Genomic DNA, 26,351 nt, shown 5'->3' with positions numbered 1-26,351 from the left:
GTCAGGGCATGACGAACCCGCCGTTGACCGGCAGGGTTTGTCCAGTGATGAAGCGGGAAAGATCGGACAGGGCGAACAGCACCGCGCCGCAGACGTCCTCGGGCAGTTGGCCCCGCTGGATGGCGCGGCGCTCGCGGTACAACTGGTGCCGTGCGGCGGGCACGTACTGGGTGGCTTCCACCTCCACCAGCCCGGGAGCGATGGCGTTGACGGTGATGCCATCGCCACCCAGCTCGCGGGCCAGGCTGCGGGTCATGGCGATCACCGCGCCCTTGCTGGCGGTGTAGGCCAGCAGGTTGGGCGCGCCCCAGAGCGGCGTGTCGGAGGCCAGGTTGACCACCGCGCCGCAACCGCTCCGGCGCAGGGCCGGCAGGCAGGCGCGGGTCATCAGCCAGGTGCCGCGCACGTTCACCTGCAGCACGCGGTCGAACGTTTCGATCTCCAGCGCCTCGCAGGACGTGCCGCCGGAGTCGGTGACGGAAGCGTTGTTGACCAGGCCGTCGAGGCCACCCAGGCGCGCCACGGTGGCGGCCACGCAGCGCTCGATGGCTAGCGGATCGGCCAGGTCCAGGGGCAGGCCGCTCACGGCCAGGCCCTGGCTGGCCAGCGCATGGGCGGCCTGCCGGACGCGGTCGTCGAGGATGTCGGCGATCACCACCCGGGCGCCGGCGCGGGCCGTCGCTTCGGCAAACGCCAGGCCGAGGCCGCGGGCGCCACCGGTGATCAGCACGCGGCGGCCTTGCAGCAGGGTCGTCAGGCTCATGGCGGTCACACCGTGCTCAGGTTGGCTTTGGGCAGGTAGTGCAGGACCCGCTTCTCGGCCCAGACCACCGCGCCGTAGGCCAGCACGCCGATCAGGGTGAGCATGACGATGGCGACGAAGACCCCGGCGGTGTTGCCCTGGCCCTCGGAATCCACCAGCAGGAAACCGAGGCCCTTGTTGCCCCCCACCAGCTCCCCGACGGTGACGCCGATGACCGCCAGGGTGGAGGCGATGCGCAGGCCGGAGAACAGCGCGGCCATGGCCGAGGGGAACTCCACGAGGCGGAAGATCTGCCAGCGGCTGGCGCTCATGGAGCGGACCAGGTTGATCATGTCCGGATCGACGGTGCGGATGGCCGAGAGCACGTTGATCATCACCGGGAAGAACACGATCAGCACGGCGATGAGGATCTTCGGGTACACGGTGTAGCCGAGCCACATCACGAACAGCGGGGCGAAGGCCACCTTCGGCGCGATCTGCAACGCCAGGATGTAGGGCGAGAGCATCGCCTCGGTGGTGGGCGACAGGCCCAGGGAGACGCCGATCGCCACCCCCAGCAAGGCACCCAGACCGAAGCCGACGATGATCTCCAGGGTGGTGATGGCGGTGTGTTCGAGGAGGCCGGCGTAGCGCCACATGGCCACGCCCTCCTCCATCACCCGGCTCAACGGGGGCAGGACGAACTCGGGCATGCCGAGCAGGCCGGGGCCCCATTGCCAGGCGGCGAGGAACAGGGCCAGCAGCACGACGCTGCCGAGCATGGGTTTGTTCAGGCTGTTCATCGGGGCACCTCAGGGCTGGGTGGCCGGGTCGTCGGGCTCGACGAAGCGGTTGGTGTAGAGCGCGTCCAACGGGGTTGCACGGCCGACGATGCCTTCGCTGACGTAGAAGGTGCGCACGCTGTCCATGCGTTGGGGGTCGATGCGCCCAAGGGGCTTCTGGTTGGCGTAGACATGCTCGATATAGAGGCGCAGGACCTTCTCCAGGCTGGCCTCTCTGCCCCGGTAGCTGGGCACCGCCTCGACGAAGGTGGCGGCGGCCCGCCTGGGGTCGTCGATGATGTCGCGCATGCCCATGAGGGTGGCCTTGACCACCCCGGCGACCACGTCCGGCTGTTTCTCGATGGCTTCGTCGGAAGCGAGGATGGCCTGGGCCATGCTCTCGAAGACTTCGCCGGCCGGCATAAGCCTGACCGCGAGGCCGGCCTCCTCGGCATTCACCACCCAATCCGGTACGCCGGCCATGGCCTGGGCCTTGCCGGCGGAGAACAACTGCCAGACACCGGACGGGCCGGCCGCCTGGATCTCGACATCGGACTTGGCCAGGCCCGCTTTGCGCATGGACGCCAGCAACGCGTAGTAGGTGGTGTCGGAGTAGGACATCACGGTCAGGGTCCGGCCCTTCAGGTCCTTGACGCTATCGATGCCCGCCTGGGCGTTGGTGGCGATGAGGGTCACACCACGGGCCCCCAGCATCGCGACCGCCTTTACCGGCACGCCATTGGCGCGGACGATGATCGGGGTATCACCAATGGCGCCGCCCACCAGGGCATTGCCGGCACCGATCTGCTTGGCCACATCCACACCGCCCTTGCCGGCGACGAAGCTGACCTTGAGGCCCTGCTGGAGGTAGTAGCCCTTGTGCTGGGCGATGATCCATGGCGCGAAGGCCGGTAAGTTCGGCGGCGCCGGCAGCAGGTAGGTGATCTCCCTGGGCGCGGCCTGCACGAGGAGGCTGGCGCCGAGGGCGGCGTAGAAGAACATGGCACGGGTCAGTTTCCTGAACATCTGCAACTCCACTCGAAGAGATGGAACGGGCTCAGTGCAACTCGGCGCTCTCGCCGACCTTCAACAGCGTCATCAGGCGCCCGACCAGGGGGCCGATCTCCGGGAGCTTGCGGCGTTCGAGGGGGTTTTCCCGCAGGGGCAGGCTCACCTCGATCTCCTCGATGATGGCGCCCGGACGGGCGCTCATGACCAGGATGCGGTCGGACAGCGCAATGGCTTCAACGAGGTCGTGGGTGATGAGCAGGGCCGTCTTGCGCTGCTCGTGGAGCATCTGCGCCAGGTCCTGCTGGAGGATCATCTTGGTCTGGGCGTCCAGGGCGGAAAAAGGCTCGTCGAGGAACAGCACCTGAGGGTCGGTGACCAGGGTGCGGGCCAGGGCGGCCCGCTGGCGCATGCCCCCTGACAGCTGGAACGGGTAGTGGTCACCGAACCCGTCCAGGTGGCACTTCTGCAGCATCTTTTCGGCAGCAGCGCGGCGCTCACGGGCCGGGCGCCCCTCGATCTCCAGCCCCAGCTCGATGTTGCGACGGATGCTGCGCCAGGGCATCAGCAGGTCCTTCTGCAACATGAAGGAGACACGCCGCACCGGGCCCGTCACCCGCTCGCCACCGACGAACACTTCGCCCTCGGTGGGCATGTACAGGCCGGAGCCCATGTTCAGCAGGGTGCTCTTGCCGCAGCCGGACGGCCCGATGATGGATACGACCTCGCCACGCTTGAGACTGAGATCCAGGCCACTCACGGCGACAGTGGGGTCCGCTTTGCCCTTGCCCGGAAAGTGCTTGGTAACACCTCGGAATTCGATCTCGGCACGGACTTCTGCGGTTTTGGGCGTTGCTGGCAAATATTCAACGCTGCGGACATTCAACGCGGTGGCTCTCATTTAATTCTGGCCTCACATCCGTTTCATATAAGAAACATCGTTTCTCCTATGAGACTCTGCAGAAGCCGTGCCACTAAATAATCGCAATAAAAACCGCGAACGTTTCGCTTATTAATCCTTAAAAATCAATTAATTATAAAAAATCAAACCAACCCATCAGAAACATTTCTGATTAACAAGCAGGATCAAACTTAAATTGCAAAATGAAACTTCCTACAAATATAAAAACCCAATAGAGCACGTTCGACTGCTACTGCTTCGTTCGGTAACAAGCGTTGCCACTCTACCCATTGAGTAAGTTTCATATATAAAACGGGTGCGCATATCACTGATAGTTCAACTGCGGATAGTTGCTCGTGCCGTTACGACAGCTCCTAACTTTCCCCTTATATAAAGAGGTCGCAGATCGAATCGGCACAGGGTCTTGAATGCCGGGATGGCGATGAGGCCTCGAGGAAGAGGGAAAGGGAAAGGGAAAAGACGCCGCAGTCCCCGGAGAGACAGCCGAGCGTCCCCCGGGGAGCCGGGCGAGGCCGGCCGTCAGGACAATACGCTGCGGTCGAAGGTGAACACGCCGCCTTCCGCCGGGCAGTGCTCCAGCACCTTCTGCGGGCGGCCCATCTTCGGGTGGTTCTGCTCGCCGGTATCCAGCACCCAGCCCTGGCCCTTCATCTTCTCCAGGCGCCCGCGCAGGGTGGTGTGCTGCACCGCCTGGCCGAGGCAGGCCTGGAAGGCGCCCAGGGCCTCGGTCACGGTGAAGCGCCGGGGCAGCAGGTGCAGCGGCAGGGAGGTGTAGACCGACTTGCCGGCCAGCCGCTCGCGGGCCTGGCGCACCAGTTGGTCATGGTCGAACGGCAGCCCGCTGGCTGCCTCCAGCGGCAGGAAGCGCAGGTCGGCGTCACTCAGTTGCGTGTCCGGCTCCAGCAGGGCGAGGTAGAAGGTCGACAGCGACCAGCCACGGGGGTCACGCCGGGCGTTGCCCACGGTGGCCACCTGCTCCAGGTGCTGCGGGCGCACCCGCGCCTTCTCCTCCAGGGCACGGGTGGCAGCGGCGTCCAGGTCGGGGTCGTCGCAGCGGCCGTTGACCAGCACGCCCGGCAACGCCCACTCCCCCTCGAAGGGCCCCTGGGCCCGGCGGATCAGCAGCAGCTCCAGCCCCTGGGCCTCGTTCAGGCGCAGCGCGACGATGTCGACGCTGGCCAGTACCTGTGCAGAACTCATTGCAGCTCCCTATAGATATCCAGTTCCCCCTGCACTTCCGGCAGGCACCAGGCCGGCGGCAGCGCCAGGCCCTCGCGCAGGTGCAGGCGAATGGCCGAACTGTGCAGCAGCAGCGTCTCGTCCGCCACCAGCAGGCCGAAGCGCTCGCGCAGTTCCGCGCCACGATGGAAGCCCGCCACCTGGGGCAGGTTGTCTTCGCCTATGACCAGGGCGATGTCCCCCGGCGCTACACCGTACTCACCCGCCAATGCCTGCAACAGGTCGTAGCTGTACACCGCCGCCGCGCCCGGGGCCAGCCGCGCCTCGATGGCGTCGCAACGCACCCGCGCCGGGTCGATGCGCGCCGCCAGACGCTCCAGCCAGGCGCAGCGCAGGGCGAAATCCACCATGCGCTTGCCATGGGCGTGGCGGTGGCTGGGCACCAGCAGCACCTGCTCGGCGCACTCCAGCACGCGACGCACCACGCTTTCATGGCCCGGATGGGGCGGGTCGAAGGCGCCGCCGTACACCGCCAGGCGGAAGCGTACCGGGGCCGGAGACGCGCTGCCCGCCGGGTACGCCCGCAGGCTGGGATCGGGAAAATCCTGCCGACTGTTTCTCATCGCTGTCCTCCTGCGATCAAAGAGTGCTTGACGACATATTACACGAGATGGAATATGTAGCCAGCCGCAACCGAACGAGGAACGCAGCCATGAAAATCGCCAGCTTCGATGTCGACGCCCAAAAAGGCTTCACCCCCCTCTGCCCCGCCGAACTCCCGGTGCCGGGTGGCGACGAGATCGCGGCGCACCTCAACCTGCTGGCCCGCCGCGCCGAACTGCGCATCGGCAGCAAGGACGCCCACAGCCCACAGGCCGCCTGGGTCGTGCCCAGCCACGCGGAGATGCTCGCACCGCTGCCCCTGGCCAACGCCGACATCACCTGGGTCAGCCACTGCGTACCGGGCACCCCCGGCTTCGAGCTGCTGGACGAGCTGCCCCAGCCGCTGGACTACGACTACTTCGTGTGGAAGGGCGTGGAGCCCGACCTGCACCCCTACGGCGCCTGCTACCACGACCTGGCGGAACGCCGCAGCACCGGGGTGATCGAATTCCTCCGGCAGAACGCCGTCAGCCATGTACTGGTGGGCGGCCTGGCCCTGGACTACTGCGTGAAGACCACCGCGCTGCAACTGCGCCGCGCCGGCTTTGCGGTTATCGTCTACCTCCCGGCGTGCCGGGCAATCGCCGAAGCCACGGCCGAAGCCGCGCGGCTGCAGATGAACGAACTGGGCATCGCGCTGTGCGCCAGCGAGGCCGAACTGGACGCCTTGCTGAACAGCATCGAGAAGGAGATCTGATCATGGCCGAGAGCGTGTTTTCCGACCGCATCGTGCAGAACCTGCTGGACACCGATTTCTACAAGCTGACCATGATGCAGGCGGTGCTGCACAACTACCCCAACGCCGAGGTGGAGTGGGAATTCCGCTGCCGCAACGCCGAGGACCTGCGCCCCTATCTGGCGGAGATCCGCTACCAGATCGAGCGCCTGTCGGAGATATCCATCACCGCCGACCAGCTGGCCTTCCTGGAGCGCATCCCCTTCATCAAGCCGGACTTCACCCGCTTCCTCAGCCTGTTCCGCTTCAACATGCGCTACGTCCAGGCCGGCATCGAGGACGATCAGCTGTGCATCCGCCTGCGCGGCCCCTGGCTGCACGTGATCCTCTTCGAGATCCCGCTGCTGGCCATCGTCAGCGAGGTGCGCAACCGCTACCGCTACCGCGAGGTGATCCTCGAACAGGCCAGCGAGCGCCTCTACCAGAAGCTCGACTGGCTCAAGGGCGAAGCCAGCGCCAGCGAGCTGGAAGGCTTCCAGATCGCCGACTTCGGCACCCGCCGGCGCTTCTCCTACCGGGTGCAGGAAGAGATGGTGCACATCCTCAAGCGCGACTTCCCCGGGCGCTTCGTCGGCACCAGCAACGTGCACCTGGCCCGCGAGTTCGACATCAAGCCCATCGGCACCATGGCCCACGAGTGGCTGATGTCCCACCAGCAACTGGGCCCGCGCCTGATCGACAGCCAGATCGCCGCGCTGGACTGCTGGGTCCGCGAGTACCGCGGCCTGCTGGGGATCGCCCTGACCGACTGCATCACCACCGATGCCTTCCTCAAGGACTTCGACCTGTACTTCGCCAAGCTCTTCGACGGCCTGCGCCACGACTCCGGCGACCCGCTGGAATGGGCCGAGAAGTGCATCCGCCACTATGAAAAGCTCGGTATAGACCCGCAGACCAAGACCCTCGTATTCTCCGACGGCCTCGACCTGGCCAAGGCGCTGAAGCTGTATCGCGCCCTGCACGGTCGTATCCACGTCAGCTTCGGTATCGGTACCAACCTGACCTGCGACATCCCGGGCGTCGAGCCCATGAACATCGTCATCAAGATGACCGCCTGCAACGGCCAGCCGGTGGCGAAGATCTCCGACACCCCGGGCAAGACCCAGTGCCGCGACGAGAACTTCGTCACCTACCTGAAACACGTTTTCCGCGTATCAGACGCGCGCTAGCGCCAAGGAACCGCCATGAGCAATCGCCAGAAAGAGATAGCCGCCGCCCTGGATGTGGTACCCCCCTTCGCCGATGAAGCCGCCCTGCAGGCCGAGATCGAGCGACGCAAGGCCTTCATCAAGACCTGCCTGCGCAACGCGCGGCTCAAGGTGCTGGTGCTGGGCATCAGCGGTGGCGTGGATTCGCTGACCGCCGGCCGCCTGGCCCAGGTGACGGTGGAAGAGCTGCGCGCCGAGACCGGCGACCCGGACTACCGTTTCATCGCCGTGCGCCTGCCGCACAACACCCAGCACGATGAGCATGACGCCCAGGAATCACTGAAATTCATCCGCGCCGATGTCGAGGACACGGTGAACATCGCCGCCAGCGTGACCGGTCTCGGTGAGCAGGTGACCCACCTGCAGGCGCTGAGCGATGCCCGCCGCGATTTCGTGATCGGCAACGTCAAGGCGCGTATCCGCATGGTCGCGCAATTCGCCATCGCCAACGCCAACAACGGCCTGGTGATCGGCACCGACCACGCCGCCGAGGCGGTGATGGGTTTCTTCACCAAGTTCGGTGACGGCGCCTGCGACCTGGCCCCGCTGAGCGGCCTGGTGAAGAACCAGGTGCGCGCCATCGCCCGCTACTTGGGCGCGCCGGACAACCTGGTGCAGAAGGTGCCCACCGCCGACCTTGAGGAACTGCGCCCCGGCAAGCCCGACGAAGAGGCCCATGGCGTCAGCTACGCCGAGATCGACGCCTTCCTGCACGGCGAGAGCGTGCGTCAAGAGGCCTACGACATCATCGTGCGCACCTACGACGCCACCCAGCACAAGCGCGACCTGCCGCTGGTGCCCTGAGGCGCTACACCACCGGAGCGGGCGGCGGCGGGTCGGGAAGGGTCGGCTCGCCCGGTTCGTGGGGCTGGGTGGGTTCACCCGGCTCCTCCGGGTCGCCCGGCCCTGGCACCTGTTGCAGCACCAGCGACGGGTCGCTATGGGCGAGGATGGCGTCCACCAGCGCACTGGCACTGGGCGTCAGGGCTTCGAGGATGATCTGGGAGCGCATGGCATTCCTCCAGCGTTTACAGTGGCTTCAAGCAGTAGAGCCCCGCGATTGCCGAAGAATTCCGCCTATTTCCGTCCCTGCCCCGTAGCCCGGGCTTCAGCCCGGGGCTCTTCCCGAAGCGCTCTCAACGCGGGTCGTTGAAATGCACGGTGATGGAGACCAGCACCGACTCATCCTCATTGCCCTGCTGGTTGAACTCCGGCTCGAAGCCGTAGCCCAGCCACACCTCGCTGCCGTTCTTGACCACCAGGTCCGAGCGCTCGTCGCCGGTGCCTTCCAGCCCTTGCAGCCACGGGGCGGTCTGCTCGCGCCGCTGGCCCAGGTGCAGCTGGCCATCCAGGCTGAAACGCCAATTCGCGCCGCGCTCGCCCACGCCCTGCATCCAGCCGAGGAACAGGCTGTCGTTGTAGCCGCCCAGCTCCCAGCAGCGCACTTCGCGCAGGCGGTCACCGAGGAACACCAGCATCATCGAATTGCCATACAGCAGCCCGCGCCGCTTGCCGTACATGGGCAGCTCGGCCGTGGGCTTGCCCAGGCGCTCGACGAACTGCGCGCGGGTGGCGCTGGCCGGCAGGCCGAATGCCCCGGTACCGCTGAGCACGGAGAGTTCCGCAGCCTGCAACAACGAGCAAACGCCCAGGCCGAGGGTGAACAGGAGGGATTTGAGCAGGTTCATTCGTCAGGTTCCTTTGACTGGACAGAGCCATGAAAAAGCCGGGCATGGGCCCGGCTTTGGTCGCAACGCAGGTGGATCAGGCCTTGGGCAGGGTCACGCCGGTCTGGCCCTGGTACTTGCCGCCGCGGTCGCGGTAGGAGACTTCGCAGGCTTCGTCCGATTGCAGGAAGAGCATCTGCGCCACGCCTTCGTGGGCGTAGATCTTCGCCGGCAGGTTGGTGGTGTTGGAGAACTCCAGGGTCACGTGGCCTTCCCACTCGGGTTCCAGCGGGGTGACGTTGACGATGATGCCGCAGCGCGCATAGGTGCTCTTGCCCAGGCAGATGGTCAGCACGTCCCGCGGAATGCGGAAGTACTCGACCGTGCGGGCCAGGGCGAAGGAGTTCGGCGGAATGATGCAAACGTCGCTGTTGATATCGACGAAGCTCTTCTCGTCGAAGTTCTTCGGGTCGACCACGGCGGAGTGGATATTGGTGAAGACCTTGAATTCAGCGGCGCAACGCACGTCGTAGCCGTAGCTGGACACCCCGTAGGAAATCACCCGGTTGTCGTCCGCGCCGCGCACCTGGCGCTCGACGAAGGGCTCGATCATCCCGTGTTCCTGGGCCATGCGGCGAATCCACTTGTCCGATTTGATGCTCATGGCGGGGGGTCCTGTGAAGGTGAAAAATGATCGCGAATCTTACCGGGCGCGGGCCTTTCGGGCAAAGGGCAGCGACCGGTAGCGTGCCCTGCCGCCCAGCGCCGCCGAGCGGGGCTTGTGGCGGCGACGCCGACTGCGCCACTGTTGGCCCGCCCTTGTGGAGAAAGGACCCACCATGACCCCCTGGCTGATCATTCCCGGCCTGTTCTTCGCCGTCTTTTCCTTCTCGTTCTTCAAACGCCGCCGCGCAATCGGCCGGGAACGCTTCATCCGCGAGTTCCGCCCGGCCCCCTGGCTGTTCGATGAACTGCGCAAGCGCCACCCGCAGCTGCGCCTGGAAGACTGCATGCTGGTGAGCGCCGGCCTGCGCCAGTACTTCCTCTGCTACCTGAAGAGCGGCTACGGCTACGTCTCCATGCCGTCCCAGGTGGTGGACGACCTGTGGCACGCCTTCATCCTCGACACTCGCGAATACAAGCACTTCTGCCAGAAAGCCTTTGGCCGCTTCCTGCACCACCGCCCGGCGCGCACCCTTTCGGGCAACGCCCGCCAGGCCGACGCCGGCCTGCGCCGCTGCTGGTGGTACGCCTGCGAGCAGGAACGCATCGACCCGCGCAAGCCCGGCCGCGTACCGCTGCTGTTCGACCTGGACAGCCGCCTGGGCATCCTCGGCGGCTTCCTCTATGTGGCCGACTGCCAGGGCGTACGCCGCAACGACAGCGGCGACGCGGGCAGTGGCGTCATCTACTGCGGCGGGGACTTCGTCGGCGCCGACTCGGGCTACGGCTCCAGCGACTTCGGCGATGGCAGCGGCACGAGCGGCAGCCATCAGAGCGGCGATTCATCGAGCGATGGTGGAGGTTCGGACGGCGGCGGGGACAGCGGAGGCGGATGTGGCGGAGGGTGTGGCGGCGGCGGGGGCGACTGAGCCCCCACCGCCGTGCGACATCAGTCGTCGCTGATGGTGATGGTCGGCATGGCACCGGCGCCCATGCCGGACTGCGCGATGCGCGCGCCGACGCAGCGGGCCATTTCCTGGTAGATCATGGCGATCTGGCTTTCCGGGTCGGCCACCGTGGTCGGCTTGCCGCCATCGGACTGCATGCGGATGGCCATGGACAGCGGCAGGGAAGCCAGCAGCTCGACGCCGTACTGGGTCGCCAGCTTCTCGCCGCCGCCTTCGCCGAACAGGTGCTCGGCATGGCCGCAGTTGGAGCAGATGTGCACCGCCATGTTCTCCACCACGCCCAGCACCGGGATGTTGACCTTGCGGAACATCTCCACGCCCTTCTTGGCGTCCAGCAGGGCCAGGTCCTGCGGGGTGGTGACGATCACGCTGCCGGCCACCGGCACCTTCTGCGCCAGGGTCAGCTGGATGTCGCCGGTGCCCGGGGGCATGTCCACCACCAGGTAGTCGAGGTCGTCCCAGGCGGTCTGGGTGATCAGCTGGATCAACGCGCCGGACACCATCGGGCCGCGCCACACCACCGGGGTGTTGTCGTCGGTGAGGAAGGCCATGGACATGACTTCCACACCGTGGGACTTGATCGGCACGAAGAACTTCTGGTCACGCACCTCGGGGCGGGTGCCCTCGGCGATGCCGAACATGATGCCCTGGCTGGGGCCATAGATATCGGCGTCGAGGATGCCCACGCGGGCGCCTTCGCGGGCCAGCGCCAGGGCCAGGTTGGCGGCGGTGGTGGACTTGCCCACACCGCCCTTGCCGGAGGCTACGGCGATCACGTTCTTGACGTTGGCCAGGGCCGGCACCTGGGCCTGGGCCTTGTGCGGCTCGATCACGCAATCGACCTCGACCTTGGCCGAATCGATGCCGTCCTGGTTCTCCAGGGCCATCTGCAGCATCTGCGCCCAGCCGCTCTTGAACAGCCCGGCGGCATAGCCCAGCTCCAGGCGTACGTGGACCTTGCCGCCCTGGATGTCGACCTCGCGCAGGCAGCCGGCGCTGACCGGGTCCTGGCCAAGGTGGGGATCGGTGAACTGACGAAGCGTGGCTTCCACCACGGCGCGGGTGACAGGCATGGAAGACTCCGGGAAAAAGACCGAGCGAAACAGGCGGGCATCTTAACCCAAAGCCCATGCAACAGATGAAAATGCCCCGCCACGCCTATATAGTTACCGACTTTCCCCGTGTTCCCAGTGCAGCCGATCACCATGACCGAAGCCCGCAAGATCCTCGTTACCAGCGCCCTCCCCTATGCCAACGGTTCCATCCACCTCGGGCATATGGTCGAGTACATCCAGACCGATATCTGGGTGCGCTTCCAGAAGATGCGCGGCAACCAGGCCATCTACGTTTGCGCCGACGACGCCCACGGCTCGGCCATCATGCTGCGCGCCGAGAAGGAGGGCATCACCTCCGAGCAGTTGATCGACAACGTGCGCGCCGAGCACACCACCGATTTCGCCGACTTCCTGGTGGAGTTCGACAACTACCACTCGACCCACTCGGACGAGAACCGCGCGCTGTCCAGCAGCATCTACACCCGGCTGCGCGACGCCGGCCATATCGCCACGCGCCCGGTGACCCAGTATTTCGACCCGGACAAGCAAATGTTCCTGGCCGACCGCTTCATCAAGGGCACCTGCCCGAAATGCGCGGCCGACGACCAGTACGGCGACAACTGCGAAGTCTGCGGCGCCACCTACGCGCCCACCGAGCTGAAGAACCCCAAGTCGGCCATCTCCGGCGCCACTCCGGTGCTCAAGGAATCGCTGCACTACTTCTTCAAGCTGCCGAACTTCGACGCCATGCTGAAGCAGTGGACCCGCAGCGGTGCCCTGCAGGAGTCCGTGGCCAACAAGATCGCCGAATGGCTGGATGCCGGCCTGCAGGAGTGGGACATCAGCCGTGATGCGCCCTACTTCGGCTTCGAGATCCCCGATGCCCCGGGCAAGTACTTCTACGTCTGGCTGGACGCGCCCATCGGCTACATGGCCAGCTTCCAGAACCTCTGCGCGCGCCGCCCGGAGCTGGACTTCGACGCCTTCTGGGCCAAGGACTCCAGCGCCGAGCTGTACCACTTCATCGGCAAGGACATCGTCAACTTCCACGCCCTGTTCTGGCCCGCCATGCTCGAAGGCGCCGGCTACCGCAAGCCGACCGCGCTCAACGTGCACGGCTACCTGACGGTGAACGGGCAGAAGATGTCCAAGTCCCGCGGCACCTTCATCAAGGCGCGCACCTACCTCGACCACCTGAGCCCGGAATACCTGCGCTACTACTACGCGGCCAAGCTGGGCCGCGGCGTGGACGACCTCGACCTGAACCTCGAGGACTTCGTGCAGAAGGTGAACTCCGACCTGGTGGGCAAGGTGGTCAACATCGCCAGCCGTTGCGCCGGTTTCATCCACAAGGGCAACGCCGGCCGCCTGGTGGCCGCCAATGCCGCGCCGGAGCTGTTCGCCGAGTTCAAGGCCGCCGCACCGAGCATCGCCGAGGCCTTCGAGAACCGTGACTTCGCCCGCGCCATGCGCGAAATCATGGCCCTGGCCGACCGCGCCAACGCCTGGATCGCCGACAAGGCGCCCTGGGCCCTGGCCAAGCAGGAAGGCAAGCAGGACGAGGTTCAGGCCGTGTGCGCTGCGGGCGTCAACCTGTTCCGCCAGCTGGTGATCTTCCTCAAGCCGGTGCTGCCGAACCTCTCCGCCGCTGCCGAGCAGTTCCTCAACGTCGCCCCGCTGACCTGGGCCGACCACGAGACGCTGCTGGCCGACCACCAGCTGAACGCCTTCACCCCGCTGATGACCCGCATCGAGCCGGCGAAGATCGAAGCCATGGTCGCTGCCTCCAAGGAAGACCTGGCCGCCGCTGCACCGGCCCCTGCCGGCAACGGCGAGCTGACCAAGGACCCGCTGGCCGCCGAAATCGGCTTCGACGCCTTCGCCGCCGTCGACCTGCGCATCGCGCTGATCGAGAAGGCCGAGTTCGTCGAAGGGGCCGACAAGCTGCTGCGCCTGTCCCTGGATATCGGCGACGAGAAACGCAACGTGTTCTCCGGCATCAAGAGCGCCTACCCGGACCCGAGCAAGCTGGAAGGCCGCCTCACCCTGTACGTGGCCAACCTGGCCGCACGCAAGATGAAGTTCGGCGTCTCCGAAGGCATGGTCCTGGCCGCCGGCCCCGGTGGCGAGGAGATCTACCTGCTCAGCCCCGACAGCGGCGCCAAGCCCGGCCAGCGCGTGAAGTAATACACGCCGGCCATCACGAAGCGCCTGCCCGCTCACCGGCCAGGCGCTTCGTCGTTTCAGGAACCGATAAACCACGCGACACCACGCAAGGAACGCACATGATCAAGCACTGGACCCTGCCCCTGCTCCTGGCCCTCACCGCCCTGGCCGGCTGCTCCCAATCAGAAGGTGAAGGGAGCGGCGGTGCAGCCGCTTTCCGGGGCGAAGCCTCCAAGCCCGGTGCCTTCCTCGCCTACGAGCACCAGGTCACCATCCACCTCGCCGCCGAGAACGTCGCCCCGCGCCTGGCCGCCGCCCGCGAAGCCTGTGGTGACGGCCGCTTCGGCACCTGCGACCTGCTGGCCATCGAGCAGAGCCAGGGCGACTACCGTGCCGGCCAGTTGGTGCTGCGCATCGTGCCCGAGGGCGTGGAAAAGATGGTTGCCCTGGCCGCCGAAGGGGGCGAACTGGCAAGCCGCAACACCCGCGCCGAAGATCTGGCCCAGGCCGTGGGCGACAACGCCCGCACCCGTGAGCGCCTGGAGCGCCAGTACAAAACTCTCGAGGAGTTCCAGGGGCGCAAGGACCTGGCCGTCGCCGACCTGCTGGCCCTGGCCCGCGAGATGGCCGAGCTGGAAGTGCAGCTGGCCGCCACCAACCAGGAAGCCGCCCAGCAGCAGCGCCGCATCGCCACCAACCTGCTGACCCTGGACTTCACCACCGACCAGCAACGCCCGAGCCGCCTGTCGCGCATCGGCGACGCCGCCTCCGGCCTGCTGGACAACGCCACCGAAGGCACCGCCCAGGCCCTGGAGATGCTCGGCTACGGCATCCCCTTCGTGATCATCCTGTTCCCCCTGGCGCTGCTGGTGCGCTGGTTGTGGCGCAAGGCCACGCGCCGCAACAAGGCCGTCGCCCAAGGCTGAGCTAGCCTTGCTGACAAGGGCCGCGACCGTGCGGCCCTGTACCGCTCCGGCAGCATCCCGGATAATGCGCGGCCTTTTCGATAGACCCGACGCCCCTGACCATGACCGACTTCATCCTCGCCCTGCTCGGCGCAGCGCTGGTCAACAACCTGATTCTCGTCCTGCCCCTGGGCACCGACGCCCTGCGCCAGTCCCGCAGCCGCAGCCTGGCGCTGGCCGGCGGCCTGCTGCTGGTGCTCGCCACACCGCTGGCCTGGGCCCTGGACCGACTGCTGGCGCCCCTCGGCCTGGGCTACCTCGGCATCGCCCTGCTGCTCCCCGCCCTGCTGCCGCTGGCCTGGGCGAGCCTGGCCCTGCTCGCCCGCCTCGCGCCGCACCTGCCCCGTGACGGCCTGCTGCCCCTGCTGCTGGGCAACGGCGCGGCACTCGGCGCCATGCTGCTGGCCGCTGCCGGTGATTTCGCCAGCGCCCTCGGCCTGGGCATCGGCGGTGGCATCGGCTTCTGGATCGCCCTGCGCCTGTTCGACGACCTGCTGCAACGGGTGGAGGCGGCCGACGTGCCCGCGCCCTTCCGCGGCCTGCCGGTGATGCTGATCTGCGCCGGGCTGATGGGCGTCGCCCTGCTCGGCTTCAACGGCATGGTGGCCTCATGAGCCAGGCGGCGCTGATCCAGCGCATCGATGCCCTGCTGCCCCAGACCCAATGCGGCAAGTGCGGCCACCCCGGCTGCCGGCCCTACGCCGAGGGCATGGCCCGGGGCGAGGCGATCAACAAGTGCCCACCCGGCGGCAACGCCACCATCATCGCCCTGGCCGACCTGCTGCAGGTGCCGACACTGCCCCTGGAGGCCCCCGGCGGCCAGGTGCCGCCGCAGCTGGCGTTCATCCGAGAGGCCGAGTGCATCGGCTGCACCAAGTGCATCCAGGCCTGCCCGGTGGACGCCATCGTCGGCGCCGCCAAGCAGATGCACACGGTGATCGCCGATGAATGCACCGGCTGCGAGCTGTGCGTGGCGCCCTGCCCGGTGGACTGCATCGACATCCTGCCCCTGGCGGAACCGGCGGCAGGCGAGCAACGCCAGCGCGCCGACCAGTTCCGTCATCGCTATGAACAACGCAACCGCCGCCTCGCCCGCGACGAAGCCCGACGCCTGGCCGAGCGCGAAGCCCGCGCTGCCAGGGCGGCACAGGCGCAGGCGCGGCAACCGGTGGCGACGCCCACGCCCAGTGACCCGGTGCAGGCCGCCATCGAACGGGTAAAGGCACAGAAGGCCGCGGCCGGCATCCAGACCGAGCGGCAGAAGCGCCTGAAGGTCGAGGCCGCGCTGGCCAGGGTCGCCCTGGCCAAGGCCGAGAAGCAGCTGGAGGTCTACGGCACCTCCGATATCGCGGCCGAAGTGGAAGCGCTGCGCATCGCCAACGCCAAGGCCCAGGCCGCGCTGGAAGCGGCCAACGAGAGCACGCCGACCGCCCTGGACCAAGCCGCCTACAAGAAGGCCAAGATCGCCGCCGCCATGGGCCGCACCCAGTTGGCCAAGGCCGAGAAGGCCTTTGGCGATGAGCCGGACGCCGAGCAGCGCAGCCAGCTGGACGCACTGCGCGCCAGCGTGGCTCAGGCCGAAGCCGAGCTGGATCGCCTGCAAGGCGCCCAGCCGGCCGCCGTCCCCACACCGGGCATGGCCGCACTGAAGCAGGCGAAGATCGCCCTGCTCAGCCGCCGTACCGAACTGCGCAGCGCCGAGGCCCGTGGCGCCGCCGGAGCGGAACTGGCACCCCTGCGACAGGCCCTCGCCGACGCCGAGCAGGCGCTGCACGCCGCCGAAGACGCCAGTGGCAAGACCCCGCCGGACCTGCAACGCATCGACAAGAACCCCATCGACCCGGCCCTGCGCGCGCTGAAGACCGAGCTGGCCATGGCCCGCGCCGAGGTGAGCAAGCTGGAGCGGCGCCAACCCGTCGACGAACAGGCCCTGGCCCGCGCCCGGGAACGCCTGGCGCGGGCCCAGGCGCAGCTCGACGGGCACCCGGGAGCATGACCGCACAGCCTGGCTTCGACCCGCGCCCAGGCATGCGCCTGGTGCTGCTGGCCTGCCTGCCGGGCCTGTTCTCACTGCTCTGGCAATACGGCTGCGGCACCATGGCACAACTGGCCATCGCCATCCCCACGGCGCTGGCCTGCGAGGCGCTGGTCCGGCACCTGCGCAACCAGCGCATCGCCCCGACCGACGCCTTGTTCGGCCTGGCGCCCCTGGCCGAGGGCGGCGCCCTGGTCACCGCCGTGCTGCTGGCGCTGGCGCTGCCGCCCTACGCGCCCTGGTGGCTGGCCCTGTGTGCGAGTGCCTGCGCCATCCTGCTGGGCAAATCGCTGTTCGGTGGCTTCGGCCACAACCCCTTCAACCCGGCGATGCTCGGCTTCGCCCTGGCCCTGCTGGCCTTCCCCGCCCACTTCACCCACTGGCCCGCCGCCGGCCAGGTCCACGGCCCCTGGGGCGCACTGCAACAGGTGTTCGGCTTCGGCAGCGGCCTAGTGGATGGCTGGAGCCAGGCCACGGTGCTGGATACCCTGCGCCACAACGACCGCCTGACCATCGACGAGCTGTTCGCCGGCCACGGCGCCTTCGGTGGCGTCGGAGGGCACGGTGCCGAGTGGGTCAACCTGGCCTTCCTCGCCGGCGGCCTGATCCTGATGCAACAGAAGGTGATCCGCTGGCACGCACCGGTGGGCATGCTCGCCGCGCTCTTCGTCGCCGCGCTGCTGTGCTGGAACGGCAGTGGCTCGGACTCCAACGGCTCGCCCCTGCTCCACCTGTTCTCCGGCGCCACCATGCTGGGCGCCTTCTTCATCGTCACCGAGCCGGTTTCCGGCCCCTCCAGCGACCGTGCGCGCCTGCTGTTCGGCGTGGGCGTCGGCCTGCTGGTCTATGGGATCCGCACCTGGGGCGGCTACCCGGACGGCCTGGCCTTCGCGGTGCTGGCGATGAACCTGCTGGTGCCCACGCTGGAGCGGGTCGCCGCACGCGGGGTACGCCCATGAACGGCCGCTCGCTGGCGGTGTTGCTGGCGCTGGGCCTTGGCGGCCTGGCGCTGCTGATCGCCTCGTACCAGGGGCTCGGCCCGCAGATCACCGCGGCCGCTGTGGATGCCGACGAACGCACGCTGCTCGACCTGTTGCCGCCCGGCAGCTACGACAACCACCCCCTGCGCGAGCCGATCGCCCTGCCGGACGCCGAGGCCCTGGGCCGCCCCGCGCCCACCGCCGCCTGGCTAGCGCGCCGCGAAGGCAAGGTGGTGGCGCTGCTGCTGCCGGTCACGGCCGCCGGCTACGAAGGCCCGATCCGCCTGCTGCTGGCCATCGCCCCGGATGGCCGCCTGTTGCGCAGCAAGGTGCTGGAACACCGCGAGACCGCCGGCATCGGTGACCGTATCGAGCCCGCCCGCAGCCCCTGGCTGGCAAGCCTGGAAGGCGTCTCACTGGATAGCCGCCCGGGGGAGTGGCGGGTCAAGGCCGATGGCGGTGCGTTCGACCAGATCGCCGGCGCCACCATCACGTCCCGCGCCGTGGTCGCCGCGACCCAGCAGGGTTTGCGCTACTTCGATGCCCATCGCGAGCAGTTGCTGGGGGATGCGCCATGAAGCCCGCCATCGCCCTGCCCCTGCTTGGCCTGGCGCCCCTGCTGTGCGCCAGCGATCTACTGGTCAAGGCGCTGGGCATCGCCCTGGTTGCCCTGCCGCTGCTGAGCCTGTTCGGCCTGCTGCTGCCTGTGCTGCGCCGTGCACTCTCGGGCCACGCCCTGTGGTTCGGCGCCCTGCTGCTGGCCGGCGTGCTGGTGGGCCTCGCCCAATTGCTGATGCAGGCCTTCGCCTTCGAGCTGCATCGGGCCCTGGGCCCCTTCCCCGCCCTGCTGGCGCTGCCCTGCCTGCTGCTGGTGGCGAGCGAGCCCGCCGGCCCCGGCACCGGCCTGCGCCAGGGGCTGCTGTTCGCCACGTGCGCCCTGCTGCTGGGCGCGCTGCGGGAACTGCTCGGCCACGCCAGCCTGCTGCTCCACGGCGAATGGCTGGGCCTTGGCGCCCTGCACTGGCAGGCGGCTGCCGACGGCCTGCCGCTCTTCGCCTCGGCGCCGGGAGGCCTTATCCTCCTGGGCCTGCTCCTGGCGCTCGTGCGCCTCAAACCCTAATCAGAAGCCGTCGACCATGAATGCCGCCAAACGCCTGGAAATCTTCCGCCGCCTGCATGAGGACAACCCCGAGCCCAAGACCGAACTGGCCTATTCCTCACCCTTCGAGTTGCTGATCGCGGTAATCCTCTCCGCCCAGGCCACCGACGTCGGGGTGAACAAGGCCACGGCCAAGCTGTTCCCGGTAGCCAACACGCCGGAGGCCATTCATGCCCTGGGCGTGGAGGGGCTGTCGGAGTACATCAAGACCATCGGCCTGTACAACAGCAAGGCGAAGAACGTCATCGAGACCTGCCGCATTCTCGTGGAGAAGCACGGCAGCCAGGTGCCGGACGAGCGCGAGGCGCTGGAGGCCCTGCCCGGCGTCGGCCGCAAGACCGCCAACGTGGTGCTCAACACCGCCTTCCGCCAGCTGGCCATGGCGGTGGACACGCACATCTTCCGCGTCAGTAACCGCACCGGCATCGCCCCCGGCAAGAACGTGCTGGAGGTGGAGAAGAAGCTGCTCAAATTCGTACCAAGGGATTACCTGCTCGACGCGCACCATTGGCTGATCCTGCATGGACGTTATGTCTGCGTGGCCCGCAAGCCGCGCTGTGGCGCCTGCCGGATCGAGGACCTGTGCGAATACAAGGCGAAAACCTCGGACGATTGAGGCTTCATTGAACGGCTCGATGCTTCGATTGAAAAAATCTTTTTTACCGGCCCCTGCTTTGTCGCTATAAGGTGCGCCAATAGCGCCCCGCATCGTGGAGTGACCGTATGAGCACAGCCAAAGAAGAGATCGAGACCGAGGAAGACTTCGTCGTCGAGGACGCTGATGATGGCGAGGCTCCGGTCGAGGTTGCCAAGACCAACCTGACCAAGCGCCGCATCATCGACAACTACCTGGAAGAGCGCCGCCTGCAGAAGCAGTTGTCCGATTACGATTTCGACCTCTGATGTGAAGCCACCCGAAAGCCCCGCCGATGCGGGGCTTTTTGTTTGTCGGATTTCACCTAGGTTGGCGTCGAGCCTGCGAGGCCCAACGGTGCCGGGCTGAACAACGCTGCGTTGGGCTTCGTGCCTCAGCCCAACCTACAGACGAAAAAAAGCCCCGCATTGGCGGGGGCTTCTTCAAGCGCCTGGCGCTCAGTCGTTGCGCGAGGGCGAGAGCAGTTCGATCTTGTAGCCGTCCGGGTCTTCGACGAAGGCGAGGATGCTGGTGCCGTGCTTCATCGGGCCCGGCTCGCGGGTGATCTTGCCACCACGGGCGCGGATGTCTTCGCAGGCCTTGTAGACATCGGCCACTTCCAGGGCGATGTGGCCGTAGCCGGTGCCCAACTCGTACTTGTCCACACCCCAGTTGTAGGTCAGCTCGATGACGCTGTTCTCGGCTTCGTTGCCGTAGCCGACGAACGCCAGGGTGAACTGGCCGTCCGGGTAGTCCTTGCGACGCAGCAGGGTCATGCCCAGGACTTCGGTGTAGAAGGCGATGGATGTGTCCATGTCGCCGACGCGCAGCATGGTATGCAGCAGTCGCATCTCGGTTTCTCCTCATTGGCTTGAAACGACAAGCCCCGGCTCGTGACCGGGGCTTGGAAGGCAGCTTAAAGCCACAAGCCTGAAGCGGGAAGTCTTCCAGCTTCAGGCTCTCAGCTTCCAGCTCAAAACAGCTTGCGGCCCTTGCCGGCGGCGATGCGCATGCGCAGGGCGTTGAGCTTGATGAAGCCCGCCGCGTCCGCCTGGTTGTAGGCGCCGCCGTCTTCCTCGAAGGTCGCGATGTTGGCATCGAACAGCGAGTCGTCGGACTTGCGGCCGACCACGATGACGTTGCCCTTGTAGAGCTTCAGGCGCACGACACCGTTCACGTTGGTCTGCGAGGCGTCGATCATCTGTTGCAGCATCAGGCGCTCGGGGCTCCACCAGTAGCCGGTGTAGATCAAGCTGGCATACTTGGGCATCAGCTCGTCTTTCAGGTGGGCCACTTCGCGGTCCAGGGTGATCGACTCGATGGCGCGGTGGGCGCGCAGCATGATGGTGCCGCCGGGGGTCTCGTAGCAGCCACGGGACTTCATGCCGACATAGCGGTTCTCGACGATGTCGAGGCGGCCGATGCCGTTCTCGCCACCGATGCGGTTCAGCTCGGTCAGCACCTGGGCCGGGGACATGTCCTTGCCGTCGATGGCGACGATGTCACCGGCACGGTAGGTCAGCTCGATGTAGGTGGGGGTGTCCGGCGCCGCTTCCGGCGACTTGGTCCACTTCCACATGTCTTCTTCGTGCTCGGTCCAGGTGTCTTCCAGCACGCCGCCTTCATAGGAGATGTGCAGCAGGTTGGCGTCCATGGAGTACGGCGACTTCTTCTTGCCGTGGCGCTCGATCGGGATGGCGTGCTTCTCGGCATAGTCCATCAGCTTCTCGCGGGACAGCAGGTCCCACTCGCGCCAGGGGGCGATCACTTTCACGCCCGGCTTCAGCGCATAGGCGCCCAGCTCGAAGCGGACCTGGTCGTTGCCCTTGCCGGTGGCGCCGTGGGAGATGGCGTCGGCGCCGGTCTCGTTGGCGATCTCGATCAGGCGCTTGGCGATCAGCGGGCGGGCGATGGAAGTACCCAGCAGGTACTCGCCTTCGTAGATGGTGTTGGCGCGGAACATCGGGAACACGAAGTCGCGGACGAATTCTTCGCGCAGGTCGTCGATGTAGATTTCCTTGACGCCCATGGCCTGGGCCTTGGCACGGGCCGGCTCGACCTCTTCGCCCTGACCGAGGTCGGCGGTGAAGGTCACCACTTCGCAGTTATAGGTATCTTGCAGCCACTTGAGGATTACCGAGGTGTCCAGGCCACCGGAATACGCCAGGACAACCTTCTTTACGTCCGCCATGCCATCAACTCCACGGGGTTGTGCGAAAAACCCGTGATTCTACTGACCCTGGCGGCCAAATTACAGGGGCGCGACAGGCAATGACGACCAAGCGACAGATTCTTTCGTCGAATCGACCCGGGCGGGCTCAGGACGCCGCGCCCTGGGTGGCCTTGTCGGCCTCGGGGATGATCGGCGCAGGGGCCGCTGCCGGCGCTTCGGCGGGAGGCGGTGCTTCGGCTTCGCGGGACAGGGCGAGGGTGACGCGACGGTTCTTCGCCCGGTTGGCTTCGTTGCTGTTGGGCACCAGCGGGTAGCGCTCGCCATGGAAGCGCATGACCATGTGCGACTCGGGAATGCCGTTGGCCTTGAAGTAGTCGTACACCGCCAGGGCGCGGCGGCGCGAGAGGTCGCGGTTGGTCAGGCGATTGCCGGCGTTGTCGGAGTGACCGTCGATCTCGATGTGGTTCACGCTGGGATCGGCCTTGAGGTAGTCGAGGATGATCTCCAGCCGCGCACGGCCCATTTCGTCCAGCGCCGTGCCACCGCCCGGGAAGGCGAGCTGGGCATTCTTGATCTGGTCGAAGTTCACCGGCAGCAACTTGGTGGTGCAGGCGAGATAGTCGTTGTAGGCCTTGTTGAAGTTCACCGGCAGCAGGCGCACTTCCATGGCTTCGCCGCCCTGCAGGGTGCGGTGGCGCACCAGCGGGCTGCGCCCTTCCAGCAGGCCGGTGAGCAGGCGCCCGCCCTGGAGCTGGCTGCTGTTGAACGGGACTTCGCCATTGCCGACGCTGACGGCGCCGAGGTTGATGTCGCCCCGCCCGGGCTGCCAGGGGGCGGCAGCGGCCAGCAGGGTGGCTGAACCTGCGCCCATCCAGCGTTCGCGGGCCTTGAGACGGAAGGTCACCTGCTCGCCGGCGCGGCGCACGAACTCACCGCTGCCGAAATCGGTGATCGGTTGCGATAGGCGGCACTCGAACTTGTCGCCCTCGACCGCCCACTCGGCCTTCTCCAGGCGGGTCTGGAAGGTAATGGCCATGGCCGGAAGGCTGGCGAACAGGCTGAGCAGGGCGACATAGCACTGGCGCACGACGGCGGGCTCCACGGGAAATTTCTGCACTCCCCAGGGCTATCGGTGGCGGCCTGCAAAACTTGAGTGGATTCGCCGTATCCGTTCGTTGCCCGCAGCGCCGCCGCAAGGCCTTCTCTGTCACACCGTGAAAAAACCGCCGACGCCTTGAAACACAAGCCCCGCGTGCCCCGAAAAAGCTTTTCCGGTAGCATGCACGACGAGTTTTGCCCGCCTGGAAGCCCCCCATGTCCGACCGTTTGACCTTGCTGCGCCCCGACGACTGGCACATCCATCTGCGCGATGGTGCCGTGCTGTCCCACACAGTCGCCGATGCCGCGCGCACCTTTGGCCGCGCCATCATCATGCCCAACCTGGTGCCCCCGGTGCGCAACGCCGAAGAGGCCGACGCCTATCGCCAGCGCATCCTCGCCGCACGCCCTGCCGGCAGCCGCTTCGAGCCGCTGATGGTGCTTTACCTCACCGACCGCACCCGCCCCGAGGACATCCGCGCGGCCAAGGCTTCCGGCTTCGTCCATGCCGCCAAGCTGTACCCGGCCGGCGCGACCACCAACTCGGACTCGGGCGTCACCCGCATCGACACCATCTTCCCGGCCCTGGAAGCCATGGCCGAAGTCGGCATGCTGCTGCTGGTCCACGGTGAAGTGACCCGTGGCGATGTTGACGTGTTCGACCGCGAGAAGATCTTCATCGACGAGCACCTGCGCCGCGTGGTCGAGCGTTTCCCGACCCTGAAGGTGGTCTTCGAACACATCACCACCCGCGACGCCGTGCAGTTCGTGGAGGCCGCCTCGGCCAACGTCGGCGCGACCATCACCGCCCACCACCTGCTGTACAACCGCAACCACATGCTGGTCGGCGGCATCCGCCCGCACTTCTATTGCCTGCCGATCCTCAAGCGCAACACCCACCAGGAAGCCCTGCTGGATGCGGCCACCAGCGACAGCACGCGCTTCTTCCTCGGCACCGACTCGGCGCCCCACGCCAAGCACGCCAAGGAAGCCGCCTGCGGTTGCGCCGGCTGCTACACCGCCTACGCCGCCATCGAGCTCTATGCCGAAGCCTTCGAACAGCGCAACGCGCTGGACAAGCTGGAAGCCTTCGCCAGCAAGAACGGCCCGGACTTCTACGGCCTGCCGCGCAATACCGACAGCATCACCCTGGTCCGTGAAGAATGGACCGCCCCCGCAAGCCTGCCGCTGGGCGAGCAGACCGTAATCCCGCTGCGCGCTGGCGAGAAGCTGCGCTGGCGCCTGCTGGAGAAAAACGCGTGAGCGAAGACCTGTACGACGACGAGCTCGACGGCAGCCTGCCCCAAGGCCCTCGCCACCCCATGGCCGCCCGCTTCCGCGGCTACCTGCCCGTGGTGGTGGACGTGGAGACCGGCGGTTTCAATGCCGCCACCGACGCCCTGCTGGAGATCGCGGCGACCACCATCGCCATGGACGAACAGGGCTTCCTCTACCCGGACCACACCCACTTCTTCCGCATCGAGCCGTTCGAAGGCGCCAACATCGAACAGGCGGCGCTGGAGTTCACCGGCATCAAGCTCGACCACCCGCTGCGCATGGCGGTGAGCGAAGAGCACGCGCTGAATGAAATCTTCCGGGGCCTGCGCAAGTCGATCAAGGCCAGCGGCTGCAAGCGCGCCATCCTCGTGGGGCACAACAGCAGCTTCGACCTGGGCTTCCTCAATGCCGCCGTGAACCGCACCGGGCTCAAGCGTAACCCCTTCCACCCCTTCTCCAGCTTCGACACCGCCACCCTCGCCGGCCTCGCCTACGGGCAGACCGTCCTGGCCAAGGCCTGCCAGGTGGCCGGCATCGAGTTCGACGGCCGCGAAGCCCACTCCGCGCGCTACGACACCGAGAAGACCGCCGAGCTGTTCTGCGGCATCGTCAACCGCTGGAAGGAAATGGGCGGCTGGATGGAAGACGACGACTGAGGTCGCCGTTGTCCACAGACCCTCTATAAGAAAGCCCGGCCGATGCCGGGCTTTCTTTTGCCTGGGTTGTAGGGTGCCCCGTAGGTTGGCGACGAGTGCAGCGAGGCCCAACGTCGCGGAGCCCGGAATCGCACCACCGGACCTGGCTCCTCGCCCTGGTTTAAGGCCAGGACCGCTCTGGAATGCAGCCTGACGGACGGACTTTGACAATCATTCTCATTATGATTAGTATCGCTTTCCATCAAGCCCACTACCGAGCGTTGAGCCCACCCATGTACGTCTGTCTCTGCCAAGGTGTCACTGACGGCCACATTCGTGATGCGATCTATGAAGGCTGCTGCAGCTACCGCGAGGTCCGCGAGACCCTCGGCGTAGGCACCCAATGCGGCAAATGCGCCTGCCTCGCCAAGCAGGTGGTGCGTGAAACCCTCACCGAAGTACAGAGCAGCCAGGCCGCCCTCGCCTATCCCGCGACCTTCGTGCCTGCCTGATACAAATTGGTTTTTGAAGAACCGGACCTAGCGTCCGGTTTTTTTATGCCAATAATTCAAGCAGTTAGCGCCAAGACGCGGAATCTAAACGTTCTTATTCACATTCAAATTCTCTTACTAATCAATAACTTACGTTGACTTTGCCGGGCGACTGGATAAAATTCGATCACTTCCACCCCTTTGCACGGCAGGACTCCACATGAAAGGCGACAAGAAAGTCATCCAGCATCTCAACAAGATCCTCGGCAACGAACTTGTGGCCATCAACCAGTACTTCCTGCATGCCCGCATGTACGAGGACTGGGGCCTGGAGAAGCTCGGCAAGCACGAGTACCACGAGTCCATCGACGAGATGAAACACGCCGACAAGCTCATCAAGCGCATCCTCTTCCTGGAAGGCATCCCCAACCTGCAGGACCTGGGCAAGCTGATGATCGGCGAGAACACCAAGGAAATGCTCGCCAGCGACCTGAAGCTGGAACTGACCGCCGTACCGGACCTGAAAGCCGCCATCGCCTACTGCGAAAGCGTCGGTGACTACGGCACCCGCGAACTGCTCGAAGACATCCTCGAATCCGAGGAAGAGCACATCGACTGGCTGGAAACCCAGCTGGGCCTGATCGACAAGGTCGGCCTGGAGAACTACCTGCAGTCGCAGATGGACGAGTAAAACGTCCGGACATGAAAAAGCCCCGCATCTGCGGGGCTTTTCTTTTGGAGCGGGAGCGGTATCAGGCGCTGGCGCCGGACTTGCTCACTGCATCCTTGATCAGTTGCTGCAGCTCGCCCTTGTCGAACATCTCGGCAAGGATGTCGCTACCACCGACCAGCTCACCGCCCACCCAGAGTTGGGGGAAGGTCGGCCAGTTGGCGTAGGTGGGCAGGTTGGCGCGGATTTCCGGGTTCTGCAGGATGTCGACATAGGCGAACTTCTCGCCACAGCCCATGACCACCTGCGCGGCACGCGCGGAGAAGCCGCACTGCGGGGCATTCGGCGAGCCCTTCATGTACAGCAGTACGGTGTTGTTGGCGATCTGCTCTTTGATGGTTTCGATGATATCCATGGCTACCTCGGCTGAACGTTCCGACTCGTCGGTCGGCAGGATGGCGGCATTGTAACGGA

At 66.3% G+C, this 26,351-nt stretch carries 31 protein-coding genes; 17 read left to right on the top strand and 14 right to left on the bottom strand.

Annotated features, from left to right (window positions below; genetic code table 11):
• Position 1: 1 nt before the first annotated feature.
• From ACXI0U_RS04230 to ACXI0U_RS04205, 6 genes are all read right to left on the bottom strand, one after another.
• Positions 2-763 (bottom strand): SDR family oxidoreductase, encoded by a 762-nt coding sequence (locus ACXI0U_RS04230; RefSeq protein WP_374980140.1) that lies wholly within the window; start codon positions 761-763, stop codon positions 2-4.
• Between the two features lie 5 nt (positions 764-768).
• Positions 769-1,545 (bottom strand): ABC transporter permease, encoded by a 777-nt coding sequence (locus tag ACXI0U_RS04225; protein ID WP_374980139.1) that lies wholly within the window; start codon positions 1,543-1,545, stop codon positions 769-771.
• A 9-nt stretch (positions 1,546-1,554) separates the two neighbouring features.
• Positions 1,555-2,550, bottom strand: a complete 996-nt coding sequence (locus tag ACXI0U_RS04220) for an ABC transporter substrate-binding protein (protein WP_374980138.1) — start codon at positions 2,548-2,550, stop codon at positions 1,555-1,557.
• Positions 2,551-2,581: 31 nt separating this feature from the next.
• The gene (locus ACXI0U_RS04215) at positions 2,582-3,433 is read right to left on the bottom strand and encodes an ABC transporter ATP-binding protein (RefSeq protein WP_479549809.1); all 852 of its coding nucleotides are present in this window, start codon (positions 3,431-3,433) and stop codon (positions 2,582-2,584) included.
• Between the two features lie 540 nt (positions 3,434-3,973).
• The gene (locus ACXI0U_RS04210) at positions 3,974-4,654 is read right to left on the bottom strand and encodes an NUDIX domain-containing protein (RefSeq protein ID WP_479549808.1); all 681 of its coding nucleotides are present in this window, start codon (positions 4,652-4,654) and stop codon (positions 3,974-3,976) included.
• The gene (locus ACXI0U_RS04205) at positions 4,651-5,256 is read right to left on the bottom strand and encodes an adenylyltransferase/cytidyltransferase family protein (RefSeq protein WP_479549807.1); all 606 of its coding nucleotides are present in this window, start codon (positions 5,254-5,256) and stop codon (positions 4,651-4,653) included. Before ACXI0U_RS04205 ends, ACXI0U_RS04210 begins: the two co-directional genes overlap by 4 nt.
• A gap of 47 nt (positions 5,257-5,303) precedes the next feature.
• On the opposite strand from ACXI0U_RS04205, the gene ACXI0U_RS04200 reads away from it, so the two are divergent.
• The 3 genes from ACXI0U_RS04200 to nadE are packed head-to-tail and all read left to right on the top strand — an operon-like array spanning position 5,304 to position 8,044.
• Entirely contained in the window at positions 5,304-5,993 is a 690-nt protein-coding gene (locus tag ACXI0U_RS04200) for a nicotinamidase (RefSeq protein ID WP_411860980.1), read from the top strand.
• 2 nt (positions 5,994-5,995) lie between these two features.
• Complete coding sequence (gene pncB / locus ACXI0U_RS04195) at positions 5,996-7,201, top strand: nicotinate phosphoribosyltransferase (protein ID WP_043242809.1); 1,206 nt, start codon at positions 5,996-5,998, stop codon at positions 7,199-7,201.
• A gap of 15 nt (positions 7,202-7,216) precedes the next feature.
• A complete protein-coding gene (nadE, locus tag ACXI0U_RS04190; RefSeq protein WP_479549806.1) occupies positions 7,217-8,044 on the top strand; it encodes an ammonia-dependent NAD(+) synthetase in 828 nt (275 codons plus the stop codon).
• Between the two features lie 4 nt (positions 8,045-8,048).
• On the opposite strand, the gene ACXI0U_RS04185 is transcribed toward nadE, so the two are convergent.
• The 3 genes from ACXI0U_RS04185 to dcd form a co-directional block, all read right to left on the bottom strand.
• On the bottom strand, positions 8,049-8,252 hold the full coding sequence (locus tag ACXI0U_RS04185; RefSeq protein ID WP_021219189.1) for a hypothetical protein: 204 nt from the start codon (positions 8,250-8,252) through the stop codon (positions 8,049-8,051).
• Positions 8,253-8,376: 124 nt separating this feature from the next.
• Positions 8,377-8,928 (bottom strand): hypothetical protein, encoded by a 552-nt coding sequence (locus tag ACXI0U_RS04180; RefSeq protein WP_271660294.1) that lies wholly within the window; start codon positions 8,926-8,928, stop codon positions 8,377-8,379.
• 76 nt (positions 8,929-9,004) lie between these two features.
• Positions 9,005-9,571, bottom strand: a complete 567-nt coding sequence (gene dcd, locus ACXI0U_RS04175) for a dCTP deaminase (RefSeq protein ID WP_043242812.1) — start codon at positions 9,569-9,571, stop codon at positions 9,005-9,007.
• Positions 9,572-9,746: 175 nt separating this feature from the next.
• Here dcd and ACXI0U_RS04170 point away from each other — a divergent pair, with 175 nt between their 5' ends.
• Positions 9,747-10,499, top strand: coding sequence for a glycine-rich domain-containing protein (locus tag ACXI0U_RS04170; protein ID WP_479549805.1), 753 nt, complete (start codon positions 9,747-9,749; stop codon positions 10,497-10,499).
• Between the two features lie 20 nt (positions 10,500-10,519).
• Here ACXI0U_RS04170 and apbC read toward each other — a convergent pair whose 3' ends face one another.
• Positions 10,520-11,611 carry an iron-sulfur cluster carrier protein ApbC gene (gene apbC, locus ACXI0U_RS04165; RefSeq protein WP_479549804.1) on the bottom strand — a complete coding sequence of 364 codons (1,092 nt, stop codon included), beginning with the start codon at positions 11,609-11,611 and terminating at the stop codon, positions 10,520-10,522.
• A gap of 132 nt (positions 11,612-11,743) precedes the next feature.
• Here apbC and metG point away from each other — a divergent pair, with 132 nt between their 5' ends.
• The 9 genes from metG (at position 11,744) to ACXI0U_RS04120 (ending at position 19,801) form a co-directional block, all read left to right on the top strand.
• Positions 11,744-13,780 (top strand): methionine--tRNA ligase, encoded by a 2,037-nt coding sequence (gene metG, locus ACXI0U_RS04160; RefSeq protein WP_265167858.1) that lies wholly within the window; start codon positions 11,744-11,746, stop codon positions 13,778-13,780.
• 101 nt (positions 13,781-13,881) lie between these two features.
• Positions 13,882-14,685, top strand: a complete 804-nt coding sequence (locus ACXI0U_RS04155) for a DUF4349 domain-containing protein (RefSeq protein ID WP_479550025.1) — start codon at positions 13,882-13,884, stop codon at positions 14,683-14,685.
• 101 nt (positions 14,686-14,786) lie between these two features.
• Positions 14,787-15,338, top strand: a complete 552-nt coding sequence (locus tag ACXI0U_RS04150; protein WP_043242816.1) for an Rnf-Nqr domain containing protein — start codon at positions 14,787-14,789, stop codon at positions 15,336-15,338.
• Positions 15,335-16,720: an electron transport complex subunit RsxB gene (gene rsxB, locus ACXI0U_RS04145; RefSeq protein WP_479549803.1), complete on the top strand. Its 1,386-nt coding sequence runs from the start codon at positions 15,335-15,337 to the stop codon at positions 16,718-16,720. Before ACXI0U_RS04150 ends, rsxB begins: the two co-directional genes overlap by 4 nt.
• Entirely contained in the window at positions 16,717-17,718 is a 1,002-nt protein-coding gene (locus tag ACXI0U_RS04140; RefSeq protein WP_479549802.1) for an RnfABCDGE type electron transport complex subunit D, read from the top strand. Before rsxB ends, ACXI0U_RS04140 begins: the two co-directional genes overlap by 4 nt.
• On the top strand, positions 17,715-18,317 hold the full coding sequence (locus ACXI0U_RS04135) for an RnfABCDGE type electron transport complex subunit G (protein ID WP_479549801.1): 603 nt from the start codon (positions 17,715-17,717) through the stop codon (positions 18,315-18,317). Before ACXI0U_RS04140 ends, ACXI0U_RS04135 begins: the two co-directional genes overlap by 4 nt.
• On the top strand, positions 18,314-18,859 hold the full coding sequence (locus tag ACXI0U_RS04130) for an Rnf-Nqr domain containing protein (protein ID WP_479549800.1): 546 nt from the start codon (positions 18,314-18,316) through the stop codon (positions 18,857-18,859). Before ACXI0U_RS04135 ends, ACXI0U_RS04130 begins: the two co-directional genes overlap by 4 nt.
• 16 nt (positions 18,860-18,875) lie before the next feature.
• On the top strand, positions 18,876-19,514 hold the full coding sequence (nth, locus tag ACXI0U_RS04125) for an endonuclease III (RefSeq protein ID WP_021219178.1): 639 nt from the start codon (positions 18,876-18,878) through the stop codon (positions 19,512-19,514).
• Between the two features lie 107 nt (positions 19,515-19,621).
• Positions 19,622-19,801, top strand: coding sequence for a PA3496 family putative envelope integrity protein (locus ACXI0U_RS04120; protein ID WP_021219177.1), 180 nt, complete (start codon positions 19,622-19,624; stop codon positions 19,799-19,801).
• Between the two features lie 189 nt (positions 19,802-19,990).
• Here the strand turns inward: ACXI0U_RS04120 and gloA are convergent, their stop codons facing one another.
• The 3 genes from gloA to ACXI0U_RS04105 form a co-directional block, all read right to left on the bottom strand.
• The gene (gene gloA / locus ACXI0U_RS04115; protein ID WP_021222776.1) at positions 19,991-20,383 is read right to left on the bottom strand and encodes a lactoylglutathione lyase; all 393 of its coding nucleotides are present in this window, start codon (positions 20,381-20,383) and stop codon (positions 19,991-19,993) included.
• 122 nt (positions 20,384-20,505) lie between these two features.
• Positions 20,506-21,723, bottom strand: a complete 1,218-nt coding sequence (locus ACXI0U_RS04110) for an argininosuccinate synthase (RefSeq protein ID WP_043242821.1) — start codon at positions 21,721-21,723, stop codon at positions 20,506-20,508.
• Between the two features lie 127 nt (positions 21,724-21,850).
• Complete coding sequence (locus ACXI0U_RS04105; RefSeq protein ID WP_374981999.1) at positions 21,851-22,792, bottom strand: flagellar protein MotY; 942 nt, start codon at positions 22,790-22,792, stop codon at positions 21,851-21,853.
• A 227-nt stretch (positions 22,793-23,019) separates the two neighbouring features.
• On the opposite strand from ACXI0U_RS04105, the gene pyrC reads away from it, so the two are divergent.
• The 4 genes from pyrC to bfr all read left to right on the top strand — a co-directional run bounded on the left by pyrC (position 23,020) and on the right by bfr (position 25,898).
• Entirely contained in the window at positions 23,020-24,066 is a 1,047-nt protein-coding gene (pyrC, locus tag ACXI0U_RS04100) for a dihydroorotase (RefSeq protein ID WP_479549799.1), read from the top strand.
• Complete coding sequence (rnt, locus tag ACXI0U_RS04095) at positions 24,063-24,737, top strand: ribonuclease T (RefSeq protein WP_021222780.1); 675 nt, start codon at positions 24,063-24,065, stop codon at positions 24,735-24,737. Before pyrC ends, rnt begins: the two co-directional genes overlap by 4 nt.
• 272 nt (positions 24,738-25,009) lie before the next feature.
• Positions 25,010-25,228 carry a bacterioferritin-associated ferredoxin gene (locus ACXI0U_RS04090; protein WP_021222781.1) on the top strand — a complete coding sequence of 73 codons (219 nt, stop codon included), beginning with the start codon at positions 25,010-25,012 and terminating at the stop codon, positions 25,226-25,228.
• 199 nt (positions 25,229-25,427) lie between these two features.
• Positions 25,428-25,898, top strand: a complete 471-nt coding sequence (gene bfr / locus ACXI0U_RS04085) for a bacterioferritin (RefSeq protein WP_021222782.1) — start codon at positions 25,428-25,430, stop codon at positions 25,896-25,898.
• A gap of 61 nt (positions 25,899-25,959) precedes the next feature.
• Here the strand turns inward: bfr and grxD are convergent, their stop codons facing one another.
• Positions 25,960-26,292: a Grx4 family monothiol glutaredoxin gene (gene grxD, locus ACXI0U_RS04080; RefSeq protein WP_031289067.1), complete on the bottom strand. Its 333-nt coding sequence runs from the start codon at positions 26,290-26,292 to the stop codon at positions 25,960-25,962.
• Positions 26,293-26,351: the final 59 nt, after the last annotated feature.

The sequence above is a fragment of the Pseudomonas sp. C9D1 genome (assembly GCF_056491235.1).
Note: the sequence above shows the minus strand (reverse complement) of the source record. Positions and strands in the feature narration are given on the sequence as shown.

Excerpts from the sequence above, each read along its gene's own strand:
- ACXI0U_RS04135 (WP_479549801.1), top strand. The coding sequence starts at position 17,715 with ATGAACGGCCGCTCGCTGGCGGTGTTGCTGGCGCTGGGCCTTGGCGGC.
- grxD (WP_031289067.1), bottom strand. The coding sequence starts at position 26,292 with ATGGATATCATCGAAACCATCAAAGAGCAGATCGCCAACAACACCGTA.
- ACXI0U_RS04130 (WP_479549800.1), top strand. The coding sequence starts at position 18,314 with ATGAAGCCCGCCATCGCCCTGCCCCTGCTTGGCCTGGCGCCCCTGCTG.
- ACXI0U_RS04170 (WP_479549805.1), top strand. The coding sequence starts at position 9,747 with ATGACCCCCTGGCTGATCATTCCCGGCCTGTTCTTCGCCGTCTTTTCC.
- rsxB (WP_479549803.1), top strand. The coding sequence starts at position 15,335 with ATGAGCCAGGCGGCGCTGATCCAGCGCATCGATGCCCTGCTGCCCCAG.
- apbC (WP_479549804.1), bottom strand. The coding sequence starts at position 11,611 with ATGCCTGTCACCCGCGCCGTGGTGGAAGCCACGCTTCGTCAGTTCACC.
- ACXI0U_RS04205 (WP_479549807.1), bottom strand. The coding sequence starts at position 5,256 with ATGAGAAACAGTCGGCAGGATTTTCCCGATCCCAGCCTGCGGGCGTAC.
- ACXI0U_RS04215 (WP_479549809.1), bottom strand. The coding sequence starts at position 3,433 with ATGAGAGCCACCGCGTTGAATGTCCGCAGCGTTGAATATTTGCCAGCA.
- ACXI0U_RS04110 (WP_043242821.1), bottom strand. The coding sequence starts at position 21,723 with ATGGCGGACGTAAAGAAGGTTGTCCTGGCGTATTCCGGTGGCCTGGAC.
- dcd (WP_043242812.1), bottom strand. The coding sequence starts at position 9,571 with ATGAGCATCAAATCGGACAAGTGGATTCGCCGCATGGCCCAGGAACAC.
- nadE (WP_479549806.1), top strand. The coding sequence starts at position 7,217 with ATGAGCAATCGCCAGAAAGAGATAGCCGCCGCCCTGGATGTGGTACCC.
- ACXI0U_RS04225 (WP_374980139.1), bottom strand. The coding sequence starts at position 1,545 with ATGAACAGCCTGAACAAACCCATGCTCGGCAGCGTCGTGCTGCTGGCC.
- gloA (WP_021222776.1), bottom strand. The coding sequence starts at position 20,383 with ATGCGACTGCTGCATACCATGCTGCGCGTCGGCGACATGGACACATCC.
- ACXI0U_RS04210 (WP_479549808.1), bottom strand. The coding sequence starts at position 4,654 with ATGAGTTCTGCACAGGTACTGGCCAGCGTCGACATCGTCGCGCTGCGC.
- ACXI0U_RS04180 (WP_271660294.1), bottom strand. The coding sequence starts at position 8,928 with ATGAACCTGCTCAAATCCCTCCTGTTCACCCTCGGCCTGGGCGTTTGC.
- ACXI0U_RS04120 (WP_021219177.1), top strand. The coding sequence starts at position 19,622 with ATGAGCACAGCCAAAGAAGAGATCGAGACCGAGGAAGACTTCGTCGTC.
- metG (WP_265167858.1), top strand. The coding sequence starts at position 11,744 with ATGACCGAAGCCCGCAAGATCCTCGTTACCAGCGCCCTCCCCTATGCC.
- ACXI0U_RS04150 (WP_043242816.1), top strand. The coding sequence starts at position 14,787 with ATGACCGACTTCATCCTCGCCCTGCTCGGCGCAGCGCTGGTCAACAAC.
- pyrC (WP_479549799.1), top strand. The coding sequence starts at position 23,020 with ATGTCCGACCGTTTGACCTTGCTGCGCCCCGACGACTGGCACATCCAT.
- nth (WP_021219178.1), top strand. The coding sequence starts at position 18,876 with ATGAATGCCGCCAAACGCCTGGAAATCTTCCGCCGCCTGCATGAGGAC.
- pncB (WP_043242809.1), top strand. The coding sequence starts at position 5,996 with ATGGCCGAGAGCGTGTTTTCCGACCGCATCGTGCAGAACCTGCTGGAC.
- ACXI0U_RS04090 (WP_021222781.1), top strand. The coding sequence starts at position 25,010 with ATGTACGTCTGTCTCTGCCAAGGTGTCACTGACGGCCACATTCGTGAT.
- ACXI0U_RS04185 (WP_021219189.1), bottom strand. The coding sequence starts at position 8,252 with ATGCGCTCCCAGATCATCCTCGAAGCCCTGACGCCCAGTGCCAGTGCG.
- ACXI0U_RS04230 (WP_374980140.1), bottom strand. The coding sequence starts at position 763 with ATGAGCCTGACGACCCTGCTGCAAGGCCGCCGCGTGCTGATCACCGGT.
- ACXI0U_RS04140 (WP_479549802.1), top strand. The coding sequence starts at position 16,717 with ATGACCGCACAGCCTGGCTTCGACCCGCGCCCAGGCATGCGCCTGGTG.
- ACXI0U_RS04200 (WP_411860980.1), top strand. The coding sequence starts at position 5,304 with ATGGAATATGTAGCCAGCCGCAACCGAACGAGGAACGCAGCCATGAAA.
- bfr (WP_021222782.1), top strand. The coding sequence starts at position 25,428 with ATGAAAGGCGACAAGAAAGTCATCCAGCATCTCAACAAGATCCTCGGC.
- ACXI0U_RS04220 (WP_374980138.1), bottom strand. The coding sequence starts at position 2,550 with ATGTTCAGGAAACTGACCCGTGCCATGTTCTTCTACGCCGCCCTCGGC.